The 20856-nt window shown below is 56.1% G+C and carries 21 protein-coding genes and 3 pseudogenes; 14 read left to right on the forward strand and 10 right to left on the reverse strand.

Annotated features, from left to right (window positions below):
- Nucleotides 1–375 precede the first annotated feature (375 nt).
- Both msrB and msrA read left to right on the forward strand, forming a co-directional pair.
- Complete coding sequence (gene msrB / locus RMR21_RS22410; protein WP_498671637.1) at nt 376–864, forward strand: peptide-methionine (R)-S-oxide reductase MsrB; 489 nt, start codon at nt 376–378, stop codon at nt 862–864.
- 70 nt (nt 865–934) lie between these two features.
- Nucleotides 935–1645, forward strand: a complete 711-nt coding sequence (msrA, locus tag RMR21_RS22415) for a peptide-methionine (S)-S-oxide reductase MsrA (RefSeq protein ID WP_498671639.1) — start codon at nt 935–937, stop codon at nt 1643–1645.
- A 65-nt stretch (nt 1646–1710) separates the two neighbouring features.
- Here the strand turns inward: msrA and RMR21_RS22420 are convergent, their stop codons facing one another.
- A complete protein-coding gene (locus RMR21_RS22420) occupies nt 1711–2007 on the reverse strand; it encodes a DUF982 domain-containing protein (protein WP_498671640.1) in 297 nt (98 codons plus the stop codon).
- Nucleotides 2008–2193: 186 nt separating this feature from the next.
- On the opposite strand from RMR21_RS22420, the gene RMR21_RS22425 reads away from it, so the two are divergent.
- Together RMR21_RS22425 and RMR21_RS22430 are read left to right on the forward strand one after the other, a co-directional pair.
- Nucleotides 2194–3186: a 3'-5' exonuclease gene (locus tag RMR21_RS22425; RefSeq protein WP_498671642.1), complete on the forward strand. Its 993-nt coding sequence runs from the start codon at nt 2194–2196 to the stop codon at nt 3184–3186.
- Between the two features lie 153 nt (nt 3187–3339).
- Nucleotides 3340–3486 carry a DUF1127 domain-containing protein gene (locus tag RMR21_RS22430; protein ID WP_498671644.1) on the forward strand — a complete coding sequence of 49 codons (147 nt, stop codon included), beginning with the start codon at nt 3340–3342 and terminating at the stop codon, nt 3484–3486.
- Between the two features lie 532 nt (nt 3487–4018).
- On the opposite strand, the pseudogene RMR21_RS22435 reads toward RMR21_RS22430, so the two are convergent.
- From RMR21_RS22435 to RMR21_RS22445, 3 genes and pseudogenes are all read right to left on the reverse strand, one after another.
- Nucleotides 4019–5059: pseudogene (locus RMR21_RS22435) on the reverse strand (nucleotidyl transferase AbiEii/AbiGii toxin family protein).
- Between the two features lie 61 nt (nt 5060–5120).
- A pseudogene (locus RMR21_RS22440) lies at nt 5121–5834 on the reverse strand (DUF6088 family protein).
- Nucleotides 5835–6412: 578 nt separating this feature from the next.
- Entirely contained in the window at nt 6413–6967 is a 555-nt protein-coding gene (locus RMR21_RS22445; RefSeq protein ID WP_498671646.1) for an ABC transporter permease, read from the reverse strand.
- Between RMR21_RS22445 and RMR21_RS22450 the strand changes: the two genes are divergently transcribed.
- Both RMR21_RS22450 and RMR21_RS22455 read left to right on the forward strand, forming a co-directional pair.
- A complete protein-coding gene (locus RMR21_RS22450) occupies nt 6953–7180 on the forward strand; it encodes a glycosyltransferase family 2 protein (RefSeq protein WP_498671648.1) in 228 nt (75 codons plus the stop codon). The two genes, RMR21_RS22445 and RMR21_RS22450, sit on opposite strands and share 15 nt — an antisense overlap.
- Nucleotides 7181–7189: 9 nt before the next feature.
- Nucleotides 7190–7624, forward strand: coding sequence for a hypothetical protein (locus tag RMR21_RS22455; RefSeq protein WP_498671650.1), 435 nt, complete (start codon nt 7190–7192; stop codon nt 7622–7624).
- A gap of 138 nt (nt 7625–7762) precedes the next feature.
- Here RMR21_RS22455 and RMR21_RS22460 read toward each other — a convergent pair whose 3' ends face one another.
- Genes RMR21_RS22460 through RMR21_RS22470 form a run of 3 tightly spaced genes read right to left on the reverse strand, consistent with a single transcriptional unit; the run spans nt 7763 to nt 10846 of the window.
- Nucleotides 7763–9307 carry a DHA2 family efflux MFS transporter permease subunit gene (locus tag RMR21_RS22460; RefSeq protein WP_498671652.1) on the reverse strand — a complete coding sequence of 515 codons (1545 nt, stop codon included), beginning with the start codon at nt 9305–9307 and terminating at the stop codon, nt 7763–7765.
- Entirely contained in the window at nt 9291–9797 is a 507-nt protein-coding gene (locus tag RMR21_RS22465; RefSeq protein ID WP_498671654.1) for an isoprenylcysteine carboxyl methyltransferase family protein, read from the reverse strand. The genes RMR21_RS22460 and RMR21_RS22465 overlap by 17 nt, the downstream gene beginning before the upstream one ends.
- Nucleotides 9794–10846, reverse strand: a complete 1053-nt coding sequence (locus tag RMR21_RS22470) for a type III polyketide synthase (RefSeq protein ID WP_498671656.1) — start codon at nt 10844–10846, stop codon at nt 9794–9796. Before RMR21_RS22470 ends, RMR21_RS22465 begins: the two co-directional genes overlap by 4 nt.
- Before the next feature lie 305 nt (nt 10847–11151).
- On the opposite strand from RMR21_RS22470, the gene RMR21_RS22475 reads away from it, so the two are divergent.
- From RMR21_RS22475 to RMR21_RS22490, 4 genes are all read left to right on the forward strand, one after another.
- A complete protein-coding gene (locus tag RMR21_RS22475) occupies nt 11152–11715 on the forward strand; it encodes a hypothetical protein (protein WP_498671658.1) in 564 nt (187 codons plus the stop codon).
- A 1042-nt stretch (nt 11716–12757) separates the two neighbouring features.
- Nucleotides 12758–13594, forward strand: coding sequence for an alpha/beta fold hydrolase (locus tag RMR21_RS22480; protein WP_498671888.1), 837 nt, complete (start codon nt 12758–12760; stop codon nt 13592–13594).
- A 103-nt stretch (nt 13595–13697) separates the two neighbouring features.
- A complete protein-coding gene (locus RMR21_RS22485) occupies nt 13698–14156 on the forward strand; it encodes a Rid family hydrolase (protein WP_498671660.1) in 459 nt (152 codons plus the stop codon).
- Nucleotides 14157–14230: 74 nt separating this feature from the next.
- Nucleotides 14231–14950: a gamma-glutamylcyclotransferase gene (locus tag RMR21_RS22490; protein ID WP_498671662.1), complete on the forward strand. Its 720-nt coding sequence runs from the start codon at nt 14231–14233 to the stop codon at nt 14948–14950.
- A gap of 20 nt (nt 14951–14970) precedes the next feature.
- Here the strand turns inward: RMR21_RS22490 and RMR21_RS22495 are convergent, their stop codons facing one another.
- Nucleotides 14971–15870: a LysR family transcriptional regulator gene (locus RMR21_RS22495; protein WP_498671664.1), complete on the reverse strand. Its 900-nt coding sequence runs from the start codon at nt 15868–15870 to the stop codon at nt 14971–14973.
- A gap of 147 nt (nt 15871–16017) precedes the next feature.
- On the opposite strand from RMR21_RS22495, the gene RMR21_RS22500 reads away from it, so the two are divergent.
- Together RMR21_RS22500 and RMR21_RS22505 are read left to right on the forward strand one after the other, a co-directional pair.
- A complete protein-coding gene (locus RMR21_RS22500; RefSeq protein ID WP_498671665.1) occupies nt 16018–16239 on the forward strand; it encodes a transposase in 222 nt (73 codons plus the stop codon).
- A 96-nt stretch (nt 16240–16335) separates the two neighbouring features.
- Entirely contained in the window at nt 16336–16611 is a 276-nt protein-coding gene (locus tag RMR21_RS22505) for a transposase (RefSeq protein ID WP_498671890.1), read from the forward strand.
- Between the two features lie 114 nt (nt 16612–16725).
- Here the strand turns inward: RMR21_RS22505 and RMR21_RS22510 are convergent.
- Nucleotides 16726–17079, reverse strand: a pseudogene (locus RMR21_RS22510) (ABC transporter ATP-binding protein); the annotation flags it as partial.
- Between the two features lie 102 nt (nt 17080–17181).
- Between RMR21_RS22510 and RMR21_RS22515 the strand changes: the two are divergent.
- The gene (locus tag RMR21_RS22515; RefSeq protein ID WP_498671667.1) at nt 17182–19371 is read left to right on the forward strand and encodes a putative bifunctional diguanylate cyclase/phosphodiesterase; all 2190 of its coding nucleotides are present in this window, start codon (nt 17182–17184) and stop codon (nt 19369–19371) included.
- Between the two features lie 58 nt (nt 19372–19429).
- A complete protein-coding gene (locus RMR21_RS22520) occupies nt 19430–19591 on the forward strand; it encodes a hypothetical protein (protein WP_498671669.1) in 162 nt (53 codons plus the stop codon).
- A gap of 419 nt (nt 19592–20010) precedes the next feature.
- Here RMR21_RS22520 and RMR21_RS22525 read toward each other — a convergent pair whose 3' ends face one another.
- Nucleotides 20011–20742 (reverse strand): SDR family oxidoreductase, encoded by a 732-nt coding sequence (locus RMR21_RS22525; protein WP_498671671.1) that lies wholly within the window; start codon nt 20740–20742, stop codon nt 20011–20013.
- Between the last annotated feature and the right edge of the window lie 114 nt (nt 20743–20856).

Here is a 20856-nt window from a genome sequence, read left to right on the forward strand (position 1 = left end):
CGCGCGCCTCCCACCCGCTGATTTGCGAAGGGATGGCGTTGCGAAGATGATGCACGTCACATTTGCATTAAAGCAGCGCTGTCGCTTTGCGAATGTCGTAACAGCCTCGACCTTAAATTATGAAGCAGTCCAACTGTTTATTCGCGCCCCCAATAGGTCAAACTCACACGAAAATTGATAGTCACACATGCCTTTGCATTCTGCGGATCTCGGCCGCTTCGTTGCTGCTGTTCGGCGAGGGGTACATGCAGATACGGGGTGATACCATGAACATTCCTAGTATCGGCCAAGATCACGGATATGTGCGTTTGGGACTGAAACTTCGCTGCTTTGCGACCGTATGAGCGGAAGAAGGGTTCATTGGAGGATGTTGATATGATGAACAGACGCGGGCTTTTTAAGACAGCTGCCTTTGGCGCGATTGCGCTGAATTTCGCATCTATTGCCAAGGCCGCTTACCCATCTGGCAATTTTGCGGTGGCACATACCGAAGCAGAATGGCGCAAACTGCTGACCCGGGACCAGTTTTCGGTTTTGCGGGAAGAAGGCACGGAATACCCCAACAGCAGCCCGCTTTTGCATGAAGCGCGTAAAGGAAACTTTGCCTGCGCTGGCTGCGATCAGGAGGCTTTCTCTTCGACTACGAAATTTGAGAGCGGTACCGGCTGGCCAAGTTTCTGGGCTCCTCTCGACGATGCTGTTGGCACAACATCGGACAAGACCTTCGGAATGGCGCGCACGGCTGTTCATTGCGGGCGCTGCGGCAGTCATCTCGGCCATGTGTTCAATGACGGACCGAAACCCACGGGTCTACGTTATTGCCTGAACGGCGTTGCTCTCAAATTTCATCCGGCGTCGGCGTAACCGGCAAGAATCTAATAAACTTGCTTTTCCTTCTCGCTTATCTTGGCGACGTTCTGACGAGGATTTTATCATGAAGACCAGATTGACGTTTAGACTGTTGACGGGCTCCGCACTTTTGCTGTCGGGCTTAACGGTGGGTATTGCAAGCGCATCGGCGCAAGAAGGCATAGCCATCCCGGGACCCGTCGTGGATGTCACCAAGAATTCGGGTGCAACCGAAACTGCGGTGTTCGCAGGAGGGTGCTTTTGGGGTGTGCAGGGCGTGTTTCAGCATGTCAACGGCGTTACCAATGCCGTGTCCGGCTATGCGGGTGGTGCGAACGAAACCGCGCAGTATGAAACGGTGAGCGGTGGCCGGACGGGGCATGCGGAAGCCGTGAAGGTGACGTTTGACCCTAAGAAGATCACTTACGGTCATCTGTTACAGATATACTTTTCCGTGGCGCATGCTCCAACGGAGTTGAACCGTCAGGGACCGGATACAGGCACACAGTACCGCTCGACGATCTTCCCGGTTAATGACGAGCAGGCAAGCGTCGCCAAGGCTTACATCGCCCAGCTCAACAAGGCGCGTCTGTTCAACGCTGCCATCGTCACGACCATCGAGCCGGGTCACGCCTTTTACAATGCCGAGGCTTATCATCAGGACTTTTTGACGCAGAACCCGACCTATCCCTATATCGTCTATAACGATCTGCCAAAGATTGAGAATTTGAAGAAACTGTTTGCCTCTGATTACCGCGCCGATCCGGCACTGGTGGCTTCCGCGGGTTCAAATTGATCAAAATGACACGCAACAATTGGTGTCGTTGGTCGAGCCCATGATCAGACTGAGCCCCGCGTCGATTATCGGACCCGCGGATCACTTTTTCGCCCGCTGCGTTTGGCTATAAGGTTCCCAATTTCCGGTGCCAGCAGATCGTGCTTTTTCGCGAACGCGACGAACACTGCCTTGGTCGTTTGTGCGTCGATACCACCTTTCAACGCTGCCCGGCAGGCCTTCAACGCCAGCTCACGCGATGGGTCATCTTGATCTCGCCAGTCCGCAAGAATCTGACATGCGTGCATGACAGAGTTTACCTCGATCGCAATCCCTAGGCCTAGAAGAATATTGACGGGTTTATCAAACACATCGGGTTTCATAGGCTACTCCCTCCTTTGCCCCGAATATGGTTGGGACCAGTGGGGAGCGCTGAGAAGGCTCACCGCTTATGATGAAGTCTTTGTAGTCAGAGGTGGCCGCGGCCGTAGGTCTGCACAGGCAGGCTTGATCTGCGCAGGCTCGCATGTTTTGAAGTTGCCAACGTATGACAGGGATACAAGCACCGAATGGCAGAGCAGTTCGATATGTTTTCGCAAGCGGCCGGTGGAAGCCGGCCAACCGCCCGTGACCGCGCAAAACCTGCCATGTCCGAGCAGGCCACCATGAGTGCCACCGTCGCCCTGAGTGAAGACGACATGGTCCGGCATCTGTCGCAGACCGGCCGCTACCGTGTTCTCAGGAAACTCGAGCAACGCGCGATCGCGGCAGTTGTCCGTCCAGAATACCCGCTCAGGGGCACCATCCTCGATACCGAGACGACAGGCCTCAGCGCCCGCAAGGACGAGATCATCGAGATCGGTGCGATTGCCTTCACCTTCGATGATACCGGCCGCATCGGTGATGTCACCGGCATCTATGGTGGGCTTCGGGAGCCGAGCGTTTCCATCCCGCCTGAGATCACCAAACTCACCGGCATCACCGATGAGATGGCGGTTGGACGGTCGATCGACTTGGCAGAATTGCAGGCGTTGATCGAGCCGGCCGATCTGGTGATTGCTCACAATGCTGGCTTCGACCGGCCGTTCTGCGAGGCGTTTTCCCCTATGTTTGCTGGCAAGGCCTGGGCCTGCTCGAATTCGGAGGTCGACTGGTCGGCTCGTGGATACGAGGGCACCAAGCTTGGTTATCTGATCGGGCAGGCGGGGTATTTTCACGAGGGGCATCGCGCGGTCGATGATTGTTTTGCTCTTATGGAGGTCCTGGATCGCAAAGTTGATGGCTTGGCCTCCAGCGCCTTCGCCGAGCTCTACCAGGCCAGCCAAAGGTCCCGGGTAAGGATTTTCGCCGAAAACAGCCCCTTCGACATGAAAGACCATCTGAAGGCGCGCGGCTACCGCTGGTCCGACGGAAGTGAAGGCCGCCCCAAATCATGGTGGATCGAAGTTGGTGAAGAGGCGCTCGTCGATGAACTCCACTATCTCCGTACAGAAATCTACCGCTATCCTGACGCCGATCCACCGATCAAACGTCTGACCGCCTTTGATCGCTTCCGGGCGTGAGCATCTGATCCTGCCCATGCATCTTGCGCATGGCCGACCTGAGACCTTGTGTCTTATCGCAGGGTATCGAAGGGCCTATGTTTCAATCATCGAAACGACGTTGGAACTGAACAGGTTGCAGGCGTCAAAGAGACCTCACGAAAGGGGATAATCATGAACGTAGCACGCTCTTTCAACAACTGGCGCCAGTATCGTCAGACCGTAACCGAACTCGGTCGCATGTCCTCGCGCGAACTGCAGGACCTCGGCATCAACCGCGCAGACATCCACAGCGTAGCTCGCCAGTCGGTTGCTCGCTAAGCTGATACCTTCGAGCCCATTTCAAATGACACGACGCCCGCTGATGACGCGGGCGTTTCTGTATCTGAGCGTTCGCGAAGGTTTTGACGGAGGAAATTCCGTCTCTCGATATTGCTTTGGGCAATTCGCATAGCTGCACCGCAGCAGAGCGTCTTTTTTGTGCGCTGATTTTGGCTATCTTCCTTCTTATCGAAGCGATGCACCTCCTCCCGCAGAGCTTCGGTATCAGATGACCCACTGCTCCTCCCAAGGGGCGTCTGTCGAAACAGCGGCACTCCTCCTCCTAGTCGCTGTTTTAGTTCTTTTTGCAAAGCCTGCCGCACCTCCTTCCGCGGCAGGCTTTTTCGTTTTCGGGCGGCAGCGCGGGTGCCCACGTCAGATAGTGTCCCTGGAGGTGGCGAAGGTCGCGGCTGATGGCCGTGCTTTCCGACAAACGGCTCGATACGCTGAAGGTAAAATCCGGAATTTTCACTGATGGGAATATATTTGGCCGTGCGACCGCGGTCTTGTCTAGATCTGCATCCTCACCCGGCTATTGCTCCTTGTTGAGGAAATGCTCCAGATCCTCGATGCTTGTCATAACCGCCTCGAAATCAGGCGGCGTCGCAAAGATCATGGCCGACATTCTCTAGTAGTCGGTCGCCAGTTTCTTGCGCATATCGGCCGTCGGCACCAGCCGGAAACTGCCAGGTACGGCCCGATCATAGCGATGGTCCGGCGCGCGAAACATCAGTTCCTTGTGCTTCCGGCACGCTTCGGCAAAATCGAGCATGGATGCGGTCGTCTTCCCGTAGTCGGAGTGGTTCCAGATCTGGTGAACATCGTAATAGTGGCGCGAATATCGGTTGAGGTCGGGGACCTTTCTTTCCGTATTCTGGTCCGTGTTTCGCTTCTCGGTCATTTCCGTCATGGCATGAAGAATAAGGATCTTTTCCCAGAAGGTCCGCCCCGGTTTGACGGTCATCACATTGGAGATCGCGAGATCCGAACCAGCTGGCATTTCGGAAGCAATGTAGGGTATTATCTGCCGCGTCTCGGCTGGCACCGGATCCGGGCGGGCCCCGCCTTCGATGCGCACCGCCGCCTCGACGTAGCCGCCGCTCGTATCAAAGACGCTTCTGTATCCCAGCACCAGAATGTCGAGCGCTTCCTTCTTCCGGTAGGAATCGTACCCGAGGCCGAGCGAGAAATGTCCCGTTTGGCCGATCTTGGCTTCGACCGCGGCGATTTCCTCGTTGAGCAAACGCTTGAGTGGCCCGGACATGTAATGCCGTGCTGCCTCGTCCACCTGCTCGGCAAGAGCCTTCTGTTGCTGATTGACGGAGGGGAGCGCGGCGATATCGGCCTCGAGCGGAACTTTCAGGTCCGCCTTGTAGATGCCAATGTCGATGTCCTCGGAGAACCGCTGGATGAGGCCATAGGCCTTGCTGAGGCTGGTGCCGCCCTTGAAGTAGAGGCCGATGGAACCGTCCTTCCGTCGATTGAACAGGAAGTCGAGCACCCAGCAGACGTAGAGATCCTTCTCGATATTCTCGGCCCGCGTCTCCAGATCGGACGCAGCGGCGGAGAACAGTGCTCTTTACTCGTCAGCGCTCGAGCGAAGGACGTCAATGAAGCTCTGGCACATGTTCAGCCTACCCATCCTGGCCCAACGGAGTGTCTTCATCCACCGGGGGTCGCGGGTCGCATGTTATCGTTCCTATCGCCTGGTACATCCAGGCAGGGATGGCGTGGATGTTTTCGCGCAGATCCTCGACAATCGACTGCCTGTGCGGGCTTCGTGCCAGGTAACGGACGATACCATCGACAACCGTCTCCAGATTGGATCGCTCATCGCGAAACCAGTGGAGGGCCTGAATCACCCGCATTGCGGGTCGGCCTGCCCAGAAAGCGGTCTTTGCCGAAATGCGTTTGAAGTCCAGGATATAGATGACCGGTTTCGTGGCCTGCGTGTCACGGGCATTGGCCTCGATCTCGATGGTTCGGGGGTATGTGTCCGCATAGATCGTGGAGCGGGCCGGCACGGCCGTCGTCAGGCCAAGATCATTTGCAGCCGTCATGCCGTCGACGCACACACGGAGCTTGTCACGCCGTGCGATCGCATCGATGAATGAGGCGCGTGGCGGAAACACCATCTTGCCGGTTAGCTGGCTGATACCCGGTTTGTCATAGAGGCCTCAATGAGGGCGTCGGATGGCGCCGCGGCCAGACAGCCTCTGCAGCGCCTTTTCGACCGCGTTCGGTGTGGCGATATCCAGGAAATCGGCGCGCGACCAGACGCCTGAAGGTGCCGCGCCGGCAATCCTTTGGTGAATGCGTTCGAGAGTGTCCGATGTGGGATCCGGCATAGCTGTCCTACCTTATGACCGAAGATTATATACAAACTTTGGTCACTAGCAACTGGCATTGCCATACTGACCAAATTTTATATCTAAATATTGGTCAGTAGAGCAGCATGCAGAATTCGACGTAACTGTGATGTTACTAATCGTTGCACACCGGAGAGAACGAGGCCTCCACAGTCGGCGGTGACGTCGCCCTGTCGGGCCGGCCTGTTGGCTACTCAGAAGCCTCGGGACGCGCGTCTTCTCTCTTTCATCCCTGACGCGTTCAATGACTACGTGGTCTGGCACATCGAGCGTTGCTGCACAGTTCACCTTTTTCGGAAACCCACAAGCAGGAACTGCCCTGACACTGGACGCTCAATCAGTTGCCGAGTATCTTGGACGGGTCGGCCGGTGAACAGCGGCTATTTGCTCATCCGGAGAGCAAGTAGCTGTCTCTACATGTAAATTTGGCGCGAACGTATTGGCCTGACGACGGGGTCGGCCGTTCAAGTCCCTTCAGGGCGTAAATATATTCGCGCCCATCGACGAGATCGACACTTCAAATAGATTCTGGAGCTTTTGGATAGACACTTTTCCGTCTATCCAAAACGGTCGAGACGTAGGCGATGCCGTTCATCGGTGCGCCTATAGAGGCCCAGAAACACTGCAATCAGGATGCTTGCGACCGACGGGGCACACAGAAGAAACATCATAAAGATCTGTGACCGGGCGGCGGACATGGGATCCTGACCAGTCAGTATCTGGCCACTCATGATACCGGGCAGGGTGATGATGCCGGCACCAGCCATTTGGTTGATGATGGGTATCGCGCCAGCGTGGATGGCACTGCGCATGATGGGTGTGACGGCCTTCCTTCTGCTATATCCCAGCGCTAACTGCGCCTCGATTGCTGCCCGTTGGCTAGCGATCGTGCTGAACAGCGTATTTGGTGCAACGCTTGCCGAATTCATGGATGCGCCGAGAATGATGCCCGTGATCGGAATCATGATGCGAGGCGCAGTCCAGTCATGGGTTGTGGCAAGGGTTCCCAAGGCAAACACTGCGATCAGGATGGTCGATATGCTGACGGCTGCGCCGCTGATCAGGACGTGCCAGATACCGCGAATCCGTCGCTTCTGGTGGCGGCTTTGCATGGTCTGGACTTCGAGATTATCGCTGTCGATGACGGCTCTCGCGATAGCACGGGATCTGTTCTTACGGCCCTGGAGGCCGCAGACCCGAGAATACGGGTGGTCCGCCACGCGCGCACCGTTGGACAATCGTCCGCTATCAGGACAGGTGTGCGTGCGGCATCCCATCATTGGGTGGAAACGCTTGACGGAGATGGCCAAAACCCACCCGACTAGTTGGTCAAGATGTTGGCAGTGCTGAGTGGGAATGGCCTCGAGAAAATCGGCCTGATCCAGGGACCGCGGACGGTAAGACACGATACGCTTTCCAAGAAATTGGCATCACGTATTGCTAACGGCGTAAGGGCATCATTTTTGCAAGATGGAGTCCGTGATTCCGGGTGCGGGCTGAAATTGTTTCGCCGCGAAGCCTTTCTCGATTTGCCTTTCTTCGATCACATACATCGTTTCATGCCAGCGATGATGTTACGAGAAGGTTGGCAGATCGAGGTGGTGGACGTGGCCTACAGGCCGCGTAAGTCAGGACGATCAAAGTACAACAATTTTAACCGCGCCTTGGTCGGAATAATCGATCTGGTTGGCGTTGTGTGGCTAATAAACAGACGTTCGAACTCACGAGCCGTGTTGAGCCGGAACAAGATCAAAGCCATCGACTGGTGAACGATCTCGGCCAGTTTCGATGAAGTGAAATGGGCCATATCCGGAAAAGTAGATCAGTTTAGGCATATTCATCTGGCGCGCTTGTTCACAAGTTGTATTGGTAGACAAATGTCTTGCGGCGAATAACGGTCGGGTAAATCACTCAGCAGGTGCTACTCGCTTTGCAAAAGGCAAACATAAAATTGCGCAGGCGGTGAGAACCGCAATGACCATCCATGCTTCGTTGAGGGCTTGAACGGATGCGGCTGTCTGGATGAGCGGATCGAGGATCGCCATCGTCGCGTTGTCCAGACCACCTTTATGCTCGGCCAGGGTCTGCAAGGGAACGCCAATAAAAGCTGCAGCATCGGCGTCATTGGCCTTTAGGCGTTCCAGAAGCCCTGCACCAAGCGGCTCCGAACGGGTATAGATGATCGTGTCGATCAGGGCGATACCGATTGCTCCGCCCAGATTGCGCATCAGGTTGAACAGTCCGCTCGCATCCGGGACCTTGTCAGGAGAAAGTGTTCCAAGTGCCAGCCGTGTCGGCGGCAGGAGGCAAAACATGATGGCGATACCACGCACGATCTGCGGCCAGAACATCGCGTCAAAGTCGGACTGTGTGTCCTGAAACGCACTCATCCCTATCCCGACGGCGAAAAGCGCAAAGCCCACGCCAGAGAGCAGGCGGGCATCCATCCTTTTTTCCAGCGCAACAGCGATTGGGGCAGTCACAAGCTGGGCCACGCCTGTCACCAGCATGGTCATGCCGATCTCGAAGGCATTGTGCCCTCTGACAAAGGCGAGAAAGACCGGCATGAGATAGACCGAACCGAACAGACCAATCCCCAGAATAAAGCTCAGGATCGATCCCGCCAAAAAATTGCGATCCCGAAAATTGTTGAGATCTACGAGCGGGTGGGTTCGGCGCAGCGAGCGCCGTATGAAAACACAGCCTGTCACGATTGAGAGGAGGAGCAGGCCTCCGATATAGAGCGATGTCCAGCCGTTTGTTGGGGCGTCTTTCAACGCAAGTTCCAATGAGGCGAGACTGACTGCCATCAAGCCCAGCGAAAGGACATCGAGAGATCGAAGTTCCCTCGTATTGATCCTGTCGCGTGGCAGAGATCGTATGGCCACCAGAGCAGCGATGAGGCCTGGAGCGGCGTTGATCAGAAATAGCCAATGCCACGAATATGTTTCCGTCAGCCAACCGCCGACCACTGGCCCGACGGTCGGTGCCAGCACGGCCAGCACACCTGCGATGGTCGTAGCGATGGCCTGACGCTGTTTTGGAAACAAGATGAAGACGGCGGAAAAGACAGATGGAATGAGTGTGCCGCCAAAAAAGCCTTGAACAACACGAAAGGCAACAAGCTCCTCGAAACTACCGCTGATCGCGCATCCAACTGATGCAACGACGAAGATGCTCAGCGAGATAACGAACAGCCAGCGCATCGTCAGGAAACGGGTCAGGAACCCGGTCAGCGGTATCGCCACCACCTCTGCAATCAGATAGGCGGTTTGTATCCAGCTCATCTGATCGGGATTGATGGCAAGCGCCGACTGGATCGTGGGTAGGGAGGTTGCCACGACCTGAACATCCAGGATCGCCATAAACATGCCGACGCACATCGCGATGAAGCCTGTCCATACGAGGACAGGATGAGGAGCGGAATACCGCCGATCAGCGCTGACTGACATTGGACGCTCCCGACAAAGCCCGGTTCTCGGCCCTGATACGTACTGCGAGGATCAGCGCATTGGCGGCCGAGAAGATGACTGCAAAGAGCCCCAAGCCGAAGCACAATGGCAGCACTGCAATCTCGCCGATAACGACAACATAGTTCGGATGTCGCAGGAAACGGTAAGGGCCCGTTCTGACCAGCTCCTCGCCAGGCACGACGATAATCCGCGTCGTCCATCGACGACCAAGTGTTGACAGAGTCCAGATGCGCAGGAATTGAAGGCCGACGAAGACTGCAAACCATCCCATGTGCAATTGTTCACTCCATCCGAGCAGCCACAATCCGACCAGCCATGCCGCGTGCAAGATGACGATTACCAGATAGTGGGACGATGCGACTTCCACTGCACCCCTGGCCAACAGCGCCTCTGTATTCCGTTTGGCGAGCCAGAGTTCCCCCAAGCGCTCAAGGGTCACTGCTGCCAGCAGCGCGATTGACCAGATCATGCTGCTGCCCTCAATGACACACAACTGAGCGTAAAGCCTGGCCCCATGGCCGTGAGCAGCGTCCGGCGCGGTAGGCCTCCAGCAATAACCTTCTGCAACACAAACAATGCGGTGGGCGATGACATGTTTCCATAGTCTGAAAGAACGTCACGCTCATAGTTCAGGCTGCCATGATCCAAGGAAAGCGCGGTTTCCAACGCATCGACGACCTTCGCTCCGCCAGGATGACAGGCGAACCGATCGATATCGCCAGGTTCCAGGCTGGCGCGCGCCAGAATGGACGAGATCGCCGGTTGGACTTTTTCCGTCGCGAAGGGTGGTATAGCACGGTCAAAAATGACACCGAGCCCCTCCGGATCGACGCTCCAGCCCATGATATCCAAAGTGTCTGGCCAGGTATGTTGGCCGCACATTTCGACTTCGGCGATGCCGCCGTCTGTCGCGCAGAGAACGCAGGCGGCTGCACCATCTCCGAACAAGGCCGTCGCCACGATATTGGCCTTGGTCAATTTGTCGATGCGGAATGCAAGCGTGCAGGTTTCCACCGCGACAAGAAGAACGACAGAGCCCGGTCTGGATGCGGCAAGCCTTGATGCGATGGCAAAGCCGGACACGCCGCCGGCACAGCCGAGGCCAAACACAGGAACGCGCTCTACATCGGCACGAAATCCCATTTCTGTGCTGACCCGCGCATCAAGGCTGGGGGTGGCGATGCCAGTCGATGACACCGTCACAATCGTATCGACATCGGAGGCTGAGAGATTGGCTTGTTGTAGTGCATTTGCTGCCGCGGCAACAAATAACGCGCAACCGCCCTCGATATAAGCCTGGTTCCTGTCCGCCCATCCCGGTGTTCGAAAATACCAGTCGAGGGGCCGAACGCCGTAGCGTTTCTTGATGCCCGAGCTTTCGAAGACCTTTGCCAGCCGTTCGAAATCCGGGAAGCGTGACGCAAACGACGAATGAGATGCGTGTGCTGCGTCCCGTTGATCAATGACATGGGGAGGGACGGCTGTCCCGAGGGAAATGAGCTTGACGGAATTCGGCATGAATGTCCTGCAGAGGCGCCTTGCAAATGCGGGCCGGCTGCGCCCTGGCAGGTCCAGCAGTATAAACGTGCCGTTGACATGAACAGTTGCAAGGTTGCACAAGTATTTTAGAATTACTCTAAAAATTTGCCCATGAGAGTGGACCCCATCCCTCTGGCGGGCGGCACCTGAAGTTCCGGTGTGGTACGAAAAAAGTACTCGTGCTGACTGCGCTACCCACCAAGCATCGTAGCCTCTTGCGGAAAACAGACCGCCTTGGAGTCAAAGTGTAACATTGGCAGGACGCAGTGAGGGCAGTCGGTTTCATGCGAGCAGTAGGCAAATCCCGCCGCATCCAAACCGAAAAAGCCTCAATCCTATTTTATGACTGCCTGAACAATCTGGAGGAGCGTGGCACCGTGAAATATCCTATCCCAGCTCTGCTTGTGCTTGTCGTTTCACTCGTCACTTCAGCCGCGCCTGGTTTCGCAAATTGCTTCTCTCTGGTTGGGCGGCCTGAATGGCCGCCTATAGCGAGGGCGTTGTCGTCAGCTCAGGTTTGCGAGCAGCTTCCAGCCGGACCCAACCACACACGCAGTTTCCGCGTGCAGTCCGCAGAATTGTGTCGAGGCGTCGATGAAAACTCGACAATGCGAGCTACGGCTGTCGTTACCTGCGAAAGCCCGCCTGACGCACTTTTCGAGATGCCTCCGATGCAGTCCGAGATTGCAGTGATCGTTTCAGTCAACGAAAGAGCTTGCACGATCACCAATGCGCAAATTCAGATCGGTGGTGAGCTGGGAAGTCTTTTGCCAGGCATGGTGGATGCCAGCGAACTCGCGAGGCACTGGACGCGGTCACAACTGTTGCAACTGTGCCAGACGCGCTAGTTCGATAAGGTAGTTTTTAAAGCGGAAGACGCACTCCAGATGTGCTTGGGACTGTCGGTGAGATACCCTTACATTCAGGGAATACCATAGCCTTCACAGACATGCGACTTGAACGTGGAGCCAATACCCTTTCAAAGATCCAATCAATCACGCCTCGATGCGTCGAAAGAGCTTCCCCACCTGTTTTGTATGGCTGTTGAACGACAGCTTCAGTTCAAGAACGCGGCGCCGACGGCACCCTCCTACACGATTGGTTACCAATTCCGATCGCATTGATTTCCACAATCTGTGATTCTTGCTCGGAACAGGTGAACCTTCAATAGCGGCACTTTAAATTGGTAATTCAACATGCAAATCTCTGTCGCGCTTGTGTCCATTATTTTGGGTCTGGGAGAGGATTATGAGAAAGGCATCGACCACAGGAGTTTCAGTTGTTTCGTTCCCGCAGAGTCTGGGATTTTACACGTGGCATGTTGCGGAGAATAAAGTTTACGGTGATCCTCACTTGGCTGAACTCTATGGCATTTAGAGCTGGCTCGGGAAATCTGGACAGCAAGGATAAGTGGAATTTGTACCTGACTTGGGCTTAGATGCCGGGACCAGGAGATGCCATGACGAGACGACCGCGCCGGAACCATAGCCCGGCTCATGGGCATACTCCGTCACGGGTTAATATCCTTTCAAGGCGAAGACGCTCAGTTTGTTGGTGAGCGGCCCGATCACCTCAAGCGGCATGATCCTATCTGGATCTAAATGCGGCTCACGAAGGCGCTGACTATTTCAAATTCGACAATAAACTCGAAATTATTCCCGCAATTGTGAGCAGATGCATCTGACGGCAATATGAGCATGTCAGACGAACTCAGCGTTGCCTGAAGTTTTCCAGCACGAAATCGCAGGACGCGAGCCCCAAAGAATTTCTTCCATGACACGTAGAGGCGCGCTGCTTTCCGCAGCCGTAGCGGCTGTCGCAATTTCATCCACTTTCAGCATCGCAGCCAAGGCTGCTTCTACTGCAAATTCAATCGAAGGAAACAAGACGATGGCTTATGTAACCACCAAGGACGGCGTCGAAATCTTCTACAAAGACTGGGGTCCGAAGGATGCACATCCGATCGTGTTTCACCACGGCTGGCCGCTCTCGTCTGACGATTGGGATGCGCAGATGCTGTTTTTCCTCTCCAAGGATTACCGCGTTGTCGCGCATGATCGCCGTGGCCATGGTCGTTCGGCACAGGTGGCGGACGGTCACGACATGGACCACTATGCGGCCGATGCCTTCGCTGTCGTTGAAGCGCTGGACCTGAAGAATGCGGTCCATATCGGCCATTCGACGGGCGGTGGCGAGGTGGCCCGTTATGTCGCCAAATATGGTCAGCCCTCCGGTCGCGTCGCCAAGACCGTGCTGGTCTCCGCCGTGCCGCCGCTGATGCTAAAGACCGACGCGAACCCGGAAGGTCTGCCGATGGAAGTGTTCGATGGTTTCCGTTCAGCGCTTGCCGCCAACCGTGCGCAATTCTTCCGCGACGTGCCCGCTGGTCCTTTCTACGGATTCAATCGCGACAGCGCCACTTTCCAGGAAGGTGTGATCCAGAACTGGTGGCGGCAGGGCATGATGGGCGGCGCTAAAGCCCATTACGATGGCATCAAGGCCTTCTCCGAAACCGATCTGACGGATGACCTGAAGGCGATCACTGTTCCCACGCTGGTGTTGCATGGCGAGGACGACCAGATCGTACCGATTGCGGATTCGGCGCTGAAGTCAGCGAAGCTTTTGCAAAACGGCACGCTCAAGACCTATCCGGGCTTCTCGCACGGCATGCTCACCGTCAATGCTGATGTCCTCAACGCCGATCTGCTGGCCTTCGTAACGGCTTGATCGGCACTGGCGACGGGTACGGCCTCCCACGCACCCGTCGTCTATCGGACCACAAAATTCATATGCGCTTGAAGCGCGGCTGTCTGACGCGAAGGAAAATGTTATGACAAACACTCAATCTGCCAGGAAGGTCGCCAATCTCGGTATGGCCTGGGAACGTGCATTCGGATATGTGCAGGCCGTGCAGGTCAAGGACACAATCTATATATCGGGACAGTTGAGCCACGATGGCGACGGCAAGCTCATTGCCCCGGCCGCTCTCAATGCGGACGGTCGACCAGCCGATTTCTCGCAGATGGAAGCCCAGATCCGTCAAGCCTATGGAAACGCCAAGACACTGCTTGCCGAATACGGAGCGACGCTCGACGATGTGGTCGAAGAAACTCTTTTCGTTCTTGATGTCCCGAGCGCGTTTGTCGCTGGCTCGAAGGTGCGCAAGGAAATGTACGGGACGGACATGCCGCAATGCGCCAGCAACCTGATCGGCGTCACAGCACTGGCATTTCCCGAACAGATCGTGGAGATCACGTTTCGTGCCGTGATCGACGGTTCCGCGAACTAATCCGATAGCAGTCAGATCATAACCCGCAGGACCCGACATGCTCCGGCGGTGTCCCCGTTGAAGCAGGTATCACGATGCTTAAGACACCCATAGCCAAGACACGTGCACCTGTTGCCATGCAGCTAACGATAGACCTTGTTGAGAGAACCATCAGGGTTGTCGAAGACGAAGGTCCGGAACCCAACTGGACCCCCATATCATCCCGCCAACTCGATGAACTCGTTAGCCTTGTGGAGAAGGGGGCTGGTGACGGGGAGATCTGGGTGTTCGCTTACGGATCCCTGATGTGGAATCCGGGGTTTGACGTGTCCGCCAGCGAGGAAGCGGTCGCTCACGGATGGCACCGTGCATTCTCGTTGAGGATAGAACGCCTTAGGGCCACTTCGGATGCGCCGGGCCTCATGTTGGCGCTTCGGCCCGGAGGGAGTTGTACAGGCCTCATCCTAAAGCTTCCGTGTGCGACCAAGAAGCAGGATCTGCGCACTCTTCTCGCGCGCGAGATTCGATATTCGGAAGTGTGCGACATGGTTCGGTGGGTCACGGTCAGGACCGCTACGGGCACACGCCGCGCACTGACTTTCTGGGCAAGCACGAAACAATCCCAGCTCACACAGAAAATCTCGCTCGATGATGCTGCGGTGCTGATCGCTCAGGCCTGCGGACCTGCCGGATCGTGTGCGGAATATCTGTACCGGACAGTGTCGGATCTGGTGGATCGCAACATCCATGATCGAAACTTGTGGCAGCTTCAGGAAATGGTTGCCAGCAAGCTTCGCGCGATGCCTGAAGACTGATCCCAGTCCTCAGAAACGCATCAATCCAGCATCACCATGTGGGCCGCAACCTGTTCCTCGAAGAATTTCGAGAATGATGCGATCCGGGGCGGCAGCGCCTGATAAGGCGGATAGAACAAGGTCAGCCAGAGATCCGGCGGTGACCAGCCTTTGAAAACGTGGACCAAGCGGCCGCTCCTGATGTGGTGGGTAATGTTGAACCCCGGCAGCAGTGCAACGCCTGCGCCATCGGCCGCCATGTCTGCCAGAACCTCGCCACTGTTGGCGCTGAATGCCCGGCCCGCAGTGATATTCATGCTCGAGCCACCATCGGAAAGTATCCAGTTCTCGCGACGGCTTTCACCACTATAGGCAAGGCAATCGTCCGGGGTCAGCTCATTCGGATGCTGCATGGCGGCAAAACGACTACCTGGTGCCGCGACAAGGATACGCGGTACGAGACGGATCTTGCGCCAGATCGTGAACTTGTCGGACGGTTGCGACGAGATGCGGATCGCAAGGTCATAGTCATCATCAACGATGTCCACCAGTCCGTCGGATAGCGAAATTTCGAAGCTCATCTTCGGATAACGTTCCTTGAACCCTGACAGAATCGGCGGCAGTACGGTCTTGCCGAACCATGTCGGCGCGCTAATCCGCAGCCGCCCCTCGTCACTTTTGTGCGCATTCATCACTTCGCGACGTGCGTCTTCCAAAGTCTTCACCGCGGGCTGGATCTGTGCGGCAAAGATTGCCCCATCTGTCGTGAGGGACACCTGCCGCGTGGTGCGCACGAAAAGCTGGACGCCGAGCTCTGCCTCGAGTGCCGCGATGGCACGGGTGACGGCTGCGGGTGTCATGTCCAGTTCGCGCGCCACTTGGGCAAAGTTTCGCTTCTCAGCAGCGAGGAGGAAGGTACGAAGGGCTTTGTAATCGTTCATGGCATTATTTCAAATATTGAAACTCATTCGGCATTAATATTGCAATTCCGGCGTATAATCAACAGGCGTAGATCGGATCGAAATTCAGGGTTCCCAACTGCATAATCGATGATTCAAAGGCCACGATGTCTTGTTGTGAGGTCTTTGATGACAGTGAAGCGATATGAGCTTAAGGAGGCGCAATGGTCGAGGATTGCAGCTCTTTTGCCCGGTAAAGTTGGTGATCCGGGTCGCACAGGCTCGGATAGCCGCGTGTTCGTAAACGGATGTTTGGGGGGGCTGCGGTCCGGTGCGCATTGGTGTGACCTGCCGGAACGCTATGCCGTTGGTGTCATGCCGGCGTCCGGGAGCGGGTATTTGATGGGCTGACGGCGGACCGGGACAACCAATATTTGATGCTCGACAGTACCATCGTGCGGGTCCATCAACAGGCGGCAAGCGGAAAAGGGGGCCAGGGATCAGGCGCTGGGGCGTTCCAGAGGTGGATTGACCACCAAGATCCACATGCTCGCCGATATCTTCGGACGCTCTTTGCGGTTTCATATCACGTCTGACCAAGCCAGCGACATCAGATCTGCGGCAGAACTTCTCGAAGGCCAACGCGCCGAGGCGGTGCTTGCTGATAAAGCTTCTGACAGCAATGATTTACGCGACACGATCACAGCGATGCAAGCTGATGCGGTGATCCCGTCGAAACGTAACAGCAAGGTCTTCATTCCCCGACGATATCGACTTCTATAGACACGGAAAAAGGATCGAAAGAATGTTTTCATCTTCTGGTGAAGCTCCACAGCGCAAGCAGACCATAGCGGGTAAGGCTTGCATATGCTGGCCGTCGATCAGGACCGCACCTTAGTTGATATCGTAGAAGCGCAGGAACAGGCTTGCGAGTGTTGTCTTGCCTGCGCCGGGGAGACCGAACTTTTCGCCAGTCCGGATTGTCAGTAAGAGGTTGTCGATGACGGGTTTGCCCACCTTGTAGGAAAAGCTGATACTGTCGAAACGGATTTCGCCGCTGGGCACCATCAGGCTCTGCTCACCCGGCTTGTCGATGATCGTGGGCGGTGTCGTCGTGATCGGCATGGCATCCTTGATCGTGCCGATCGCCTGGAAAATATGCTGACCCATCTGCAGCAAAGTGAAGGTGTGACCGGACAGCCGGTCGAGAACGTAAACGGCTGCCGTGAATTCACCGATCGTGATGAAGCCTGGTGATTTGTAGCGAAGGAAAAGAGGATCGTTAACTCTGTCCATTCCCTCAGGCTTAATCCAGATGCTGTAGGCTTTATCCAACGAAAAGGCAGATGGCGCATGATTAGGCAGTCACAATGGTTCGCGAAATGGGGCCTTCCGGCAAGCGTGTCCGCTTTGGTTGGAGCACTGCTACTTGGCACCCTTTACTGGTCTGCCGCCGAAATTGACGAGGTCGCCGCAGAACGGCAGAAGGGTCTAGCCACCCTCATCGTTTCAAAAATTCAATCTTCGGTCGCTCACGATCAAGAGAGTGCCACCGTGTGGGACGACGCCGTGATCAAAACGAAGGACGTTGATCAGGATTGGGTTGACGTGAACCTTGGGAAGTGGATGAACACCTACTTCAGCCATGATGCCGCCGTTGTGCTTTCGGCCAATGGCCTCCCTATTTATGAGTATATTTCAAAATCAGCCAGCGAGGCGTCACCAGAAGACCTCCGCCTGGCTTATAGTCCGCTGGCGAAACGGCTGCGCGAGCGACTGGCCGCTGGAGACCAAGAGGGCATTTCGGACAAGGTCCTGTCAATCGGGGAGAGTGATCTGACCTATGTAGGGGAGCGACCTGCTGTGGTCAGTGTCAAACCTATTCTGTCTGACACCGGCGCGATCGAGCAGCAGGCGGGCGAAGAAAGCCAACATGTCTCGGTACGATTTCTGGATCGAGACTTCCCGACTGAAATAGGAAACGAATACCAGTTCGCCGAGATGCAGTTCACAAAGGAGATGCCAGGTGACAAGCGCCATTCGCATATCGCTCTCACCTCGAAGTCCGGAAAAGTGATAGGGTACTTTAACTGGCATCCATTCGAACCTGGCAGGAGCGTTTTGCAGGCAACCTTCCCGGTCATCGGACTTTCCGTCATTGGCATATTCATCGCCGCCAGCCTAGCCGGACATGGAATCTGGCGACGTTCGGTGAAACTCAATTCCAATCGCCGGGAACTTCAACATTTGGCGCTTCGCGACACTTTGACGGGCCTCGCAAACAGGGCTCATTTTAATAGTGAGCTAGCGGGGCGGCTGAGGCAAGCATTGCCTGAGGACGTATTCAGCGTGCTTTTCATTGACCTCGACCGGTTCAAAGCGGTCAACGACACATATGGACATCCAACCGGTGACAGGCTGATTTCTCTCGTTGCTGCGAGAATGAGGGAAGTTCTTCCGGACGCTCTGATCGGACGGATCGGGGGCGACGAGTTCACCGTCTTGCTCGAGAGGACGAACGCCGCCGAGGTCGCCGCCGTTGCCGACAAAATTGTTGTGTGCCTGCGCGAGCCTTTTGAGATCGACGGGGTGAATGGCTCCATTGGTGCAAGCGTCGGTGCGGCGATCGCAACTGGTGCGAACGCGGATCCTGTCGAGCTGACGAGACAGGCGGATATCGCGCTCTATCATGCGAAAGCTGCGGGGCGGAATACATATGCGTTATTTGGTGATCACATGGACGAACTACTCCGCACCCGCCGAAAACTAGAGCATGATCTTCGCGAGGCGTTGTCAACGGGGACACAGATTGAGGTTGTTTACCAGCCGGTCTACTTTGCTGACAGCTCGCAACCTTGCTCGGTCGAGGCTCTGGCGCGGTGGAAACACCCAGAGCTAGGTTCTATCGCTCCGGATATGTTTATCCCGCTTGCCGAGGAGATCGGCGTGATCAATAAGATTGGCGCTCATGTCCTGGAGGACGCGTGCAGCCTGATCGGAGGGTTGCCTTCAATCAGTGTCGCTGTGAATGCATCCGCCTCCGAACTCGCTTCCGCCGGCTACCCACTGCGGGTTCTTTCTACCTTGGCCAAATGGGGAATCGAACCGGCTCGATTGGAAATCGAGATAACAGAGAGCTTGGCCATCAATGGTGAGGAGGAGACGGAGCGAAACATTGCGATGTTGAGAGCGGCAGGGATAAGGTTTGCAATCGACGATTTCGGCACCGGGTACTCTTCGTTCTCAAGGGTTCAGAGCGTGACCGTCGACAGGCTCAAGATCGACAAGTCGTTCGTCGCCGGGATGGGCGAGGGCCGGAACAGCGCGATTGTCGAAGCGATCATCGCGATGGCGCGTGCCAACGGGCTACAGACAACGGCTGAAGGGGTTGAAACCAACCAGCAGAGAGATGCATTGAAAACGTTGGGCTGCGATAACATCCAGGGGTTTCTGATGTCGCGCCCAATAGCCCGAGCAGAAGTTACGGCGCTTCTGCAGATGTCTGCCTTAACACCAAGCAGGGCTGATCCGTCGGTCGCTTAAGTTGCAGGAGACATGAATGGCGAGGTGCATTGTCGCTGGTTGCTTACGTGGAGGCAGCATGACCGGACCTTCCGGAAATGTAAGGGTCTATCTTGACCTGCGAAGTGACCGGCGTGCGGCGTGGCATGATGGTCTGTCGGCATTCGTTGAGACGACGATCAAGGAGGCACTTGGCTCTGGCGCGATCTTGGAATTCCGAAGGAAGCGCGCCGTTAGCTGAGCCAATTCGCAAGAGAGGCACGGGAAATGTAGAACTTCACGGTCGTTGCGTCGGGTTAGTTTGCATCACCAAGGTCTTTGAGCGCCCTGCAGGTGGATGGCTATGCCGGATATCCCATTCGCTGGTGCGATCCAGATTTCGGACATGCCGCTTAGACGAGCGCTTGCTCAGCTTGAGCTTTGATTTGGTTGTTTCTTAAACAATGGTCGTGATAGCTGCTTGTTGAGGCGCATTACCGCCAAAGGCTGAATTTGGCCATTAGCTGCCGGACCATAGAGCGGTTGGCTCGTCGGCCGACATGGGTGCCGGCTGAGTACCTCTTTGCCCGGCGGCTGGGGCGGTCAAGAACGCAGCGAGCCGATCATGGTCGACTTGTTTCTTGACCTGGCATTATGACAACGCTTGAGCCGCCCTTTCGCCTAGCCTTTGAAACTTCCGCCGTACTGTTCAGGGACGAGGTCTCGTTCGGCCTCGCCGCTGCGAACAATCGAAAGGATTGCGTCGGCTACGAGATCGGAAGAATGCGCCATCGACCGTGTGTTCGCCTCCTGCGCCTTCGCCATATCTCTTCCCGACCTGACCGAGCCGTAGAACTCGGTGTTTGTGATCGAGGGATGGATCGTGGAGACGACGATGCCGAAGTTAGCGAGTTCTAGGCGGGCGACACTTGAGAGCATGTTGAGCGCCGCTTTCGAACTCGTATACGCCGCGGAACCTGGATAGACTGCGAGCGTCGCACCTGAACTCACGTTGACGATGCTTCCGCGACCACGCTCACGCATCCCCGGAATGACCGCCTGCATCGTGACCAGCGGTGCAACCGTGTTCAGGTCGAGCACCGCCCGGAAGTCATCTGCAGCAATGTCGCCGATGTTCGCATGGAGACCTTGTCCAGCATTGTTGACGAGAACGTCGATCTGGCCGAACTCCTCGATCGCGGCGCGGACTGCCGCCTCCACCTGATCGGGCCTTGTGACATCACATTCGACTGCAAGAGCATTTCCCAGTTCTTCGGCGAGCGCGGCGAGACGTTCCTTTCGGCGGGCGAGCAGGACGATCTTCGCACAGGCCTTGGAAGCCGCGCGTGCCGTGGCCTCGCCGATACCGGACGACGCTCCCGTTATCATGACGACGGCATCTCTTAATTCCATTGAAAGCATCCTTGTTCGCTGCAAGGCACGGTCCCCGACATGGGCCTGGCAGTCGCAGGAATTAAACCAAGGCCGATTTATTCGCGTGTCCGATCCGACCTGTTATTTGCACGA

The sequence above is a fragment of the Agrobacterium sp. rho-8.1 genome (assembly GCF_033957725.1).
Lineage (GTDB): Bacteria > Pseudomonadota > Alphaproteobacteria > Rhizobiales > Rhizobiaceae > Agrobacterium.

Coding starts and splice junctions, on each gene's coding strand:
- msrB (WP_498671637.1), top strand. CDS start 376: ATGATGAACAGACGCGGGCTTTTTAAGACAGCTGCCTTTGGCGCGATT.
- msrA (WP_498671639.1), top strand. CDS start 935: ATGAAGACCAGATTGACGTTTAGACTGTTGACGGGCTCCGCACTTTTG.
- RMR21_RS22420 (WP_498671640.1), bottom strand. CDS start 2,007: ATGAAACCCGATGTGTTTGATAAACCCGTCAATATTCTTCTAGGCCTA.
- RMR21_RS22425 (WP_498671642.1), top strand. CDS start 2,194: ATGGCAGAGCAGTTCGATATGTTTTCGCAAGCGGCCGGTGGAAGCCGG.
- RMR21_RS22430 (WP_498671644.1), top strand. CDS start 3,340: ATGAACGTAGCACGCTCTTTCAACAACTGGCGCCAGTATCGTCAGACC.
- RMR21_RS22445 (WP_498671646.1), bottom strand. CDS start 6,967: ATGCAAAGCCGCCACCAGAAGCGACGGATTCGCGGTATCTGGCACGTC.
- RMR21_RS22455 (WP_498671650.1), top strand. CDS start 7,190: ATGTTGGCAGTGCTGAGTGGGAATGGCCTCGAGAAAATCGGCCTGATC.
- RMR21_RS22460 (WP_498671652.1), bottom strand. CDS start 9,307: ATGTCAGTCAGCGCTGATCGGCGGTATTCCGCTCCTCATCCTGTCCTC.
- RMR21_RS22465 (WP_498671654.1), bottom strand. CDS start 9,797: ATGATCTGGTCAATCGCGCTGCTGGCAGCAGTGACCCTTGAGCGCTTG.
- RMR21_RS22470 (WP_498671656.1), bottom strand. CDS start 10,846: ATGCCGAATTCCGTCAAGCTCATTTCCCTCGGGACAGCCGTCCCTCCC.
- RMR21_RS22475 (WP_498671658.1), top strand. CDS start 11,152: ATGCGAGCAGTAGGCAAATCCCGCCGCATCCAAACCGAAAAAGCCTCA.
- RMR21_RS22480 (WP_498671888.1), top strand. CDS start 12,758: ATGGCTTATGTAACCACCAAGGACGGCGTCGAAATCTTCTACAAAGAC.
- RMR21_RS22485 (WP_498671660.1), top strand. CDS start 13,698: ATGACAAACACTCAATCTGCCAGGAAGGTCGCCAATCTCGGTATGGCC.
- RMR21_RS22490 (WP_498671662.1), top strand. CDS start 14,231: ATGCTTAAGACACCCATAGCCAAGACACGTGCACCTGTTGCCATGCAG.
- RMR21_RS22495 (WP_498671664.1), bottom strand. CDS start 15,870: ATGAACGATTACAAAGCCCTTCGTACCTTCCTCCTCGCTGCTGAGAAG.
- RMR21_RS22500 (WP_498671665.1), top strand. CDS start 16,018: ATGACAGTGAAGCGATATGAGCTTAAGGAGGCGCAATGGTCGAGGATT.
- RMR21_RS22515 (WP_498671667.1), top strand. CDS start 17,182: ATGATTAGGCAGTCACAATGGTTCGCGAAATGGGGCCTTCCGGCAAGC.
- RMR21_RS22520 (WP_498671669.1), top strand. CDS start 19,430: ATGACCGGACCTTCCGGAAATGTAAGGGTCTATCTTGACCTGCGAAGT.
- RMR21_RS22525 (WP_498671671.1), bottom strand. CDS start 20,742: ATGGAATTAAGAGATGCCGTCGTCATGATAACGGGAGCGTCGTCCGGT.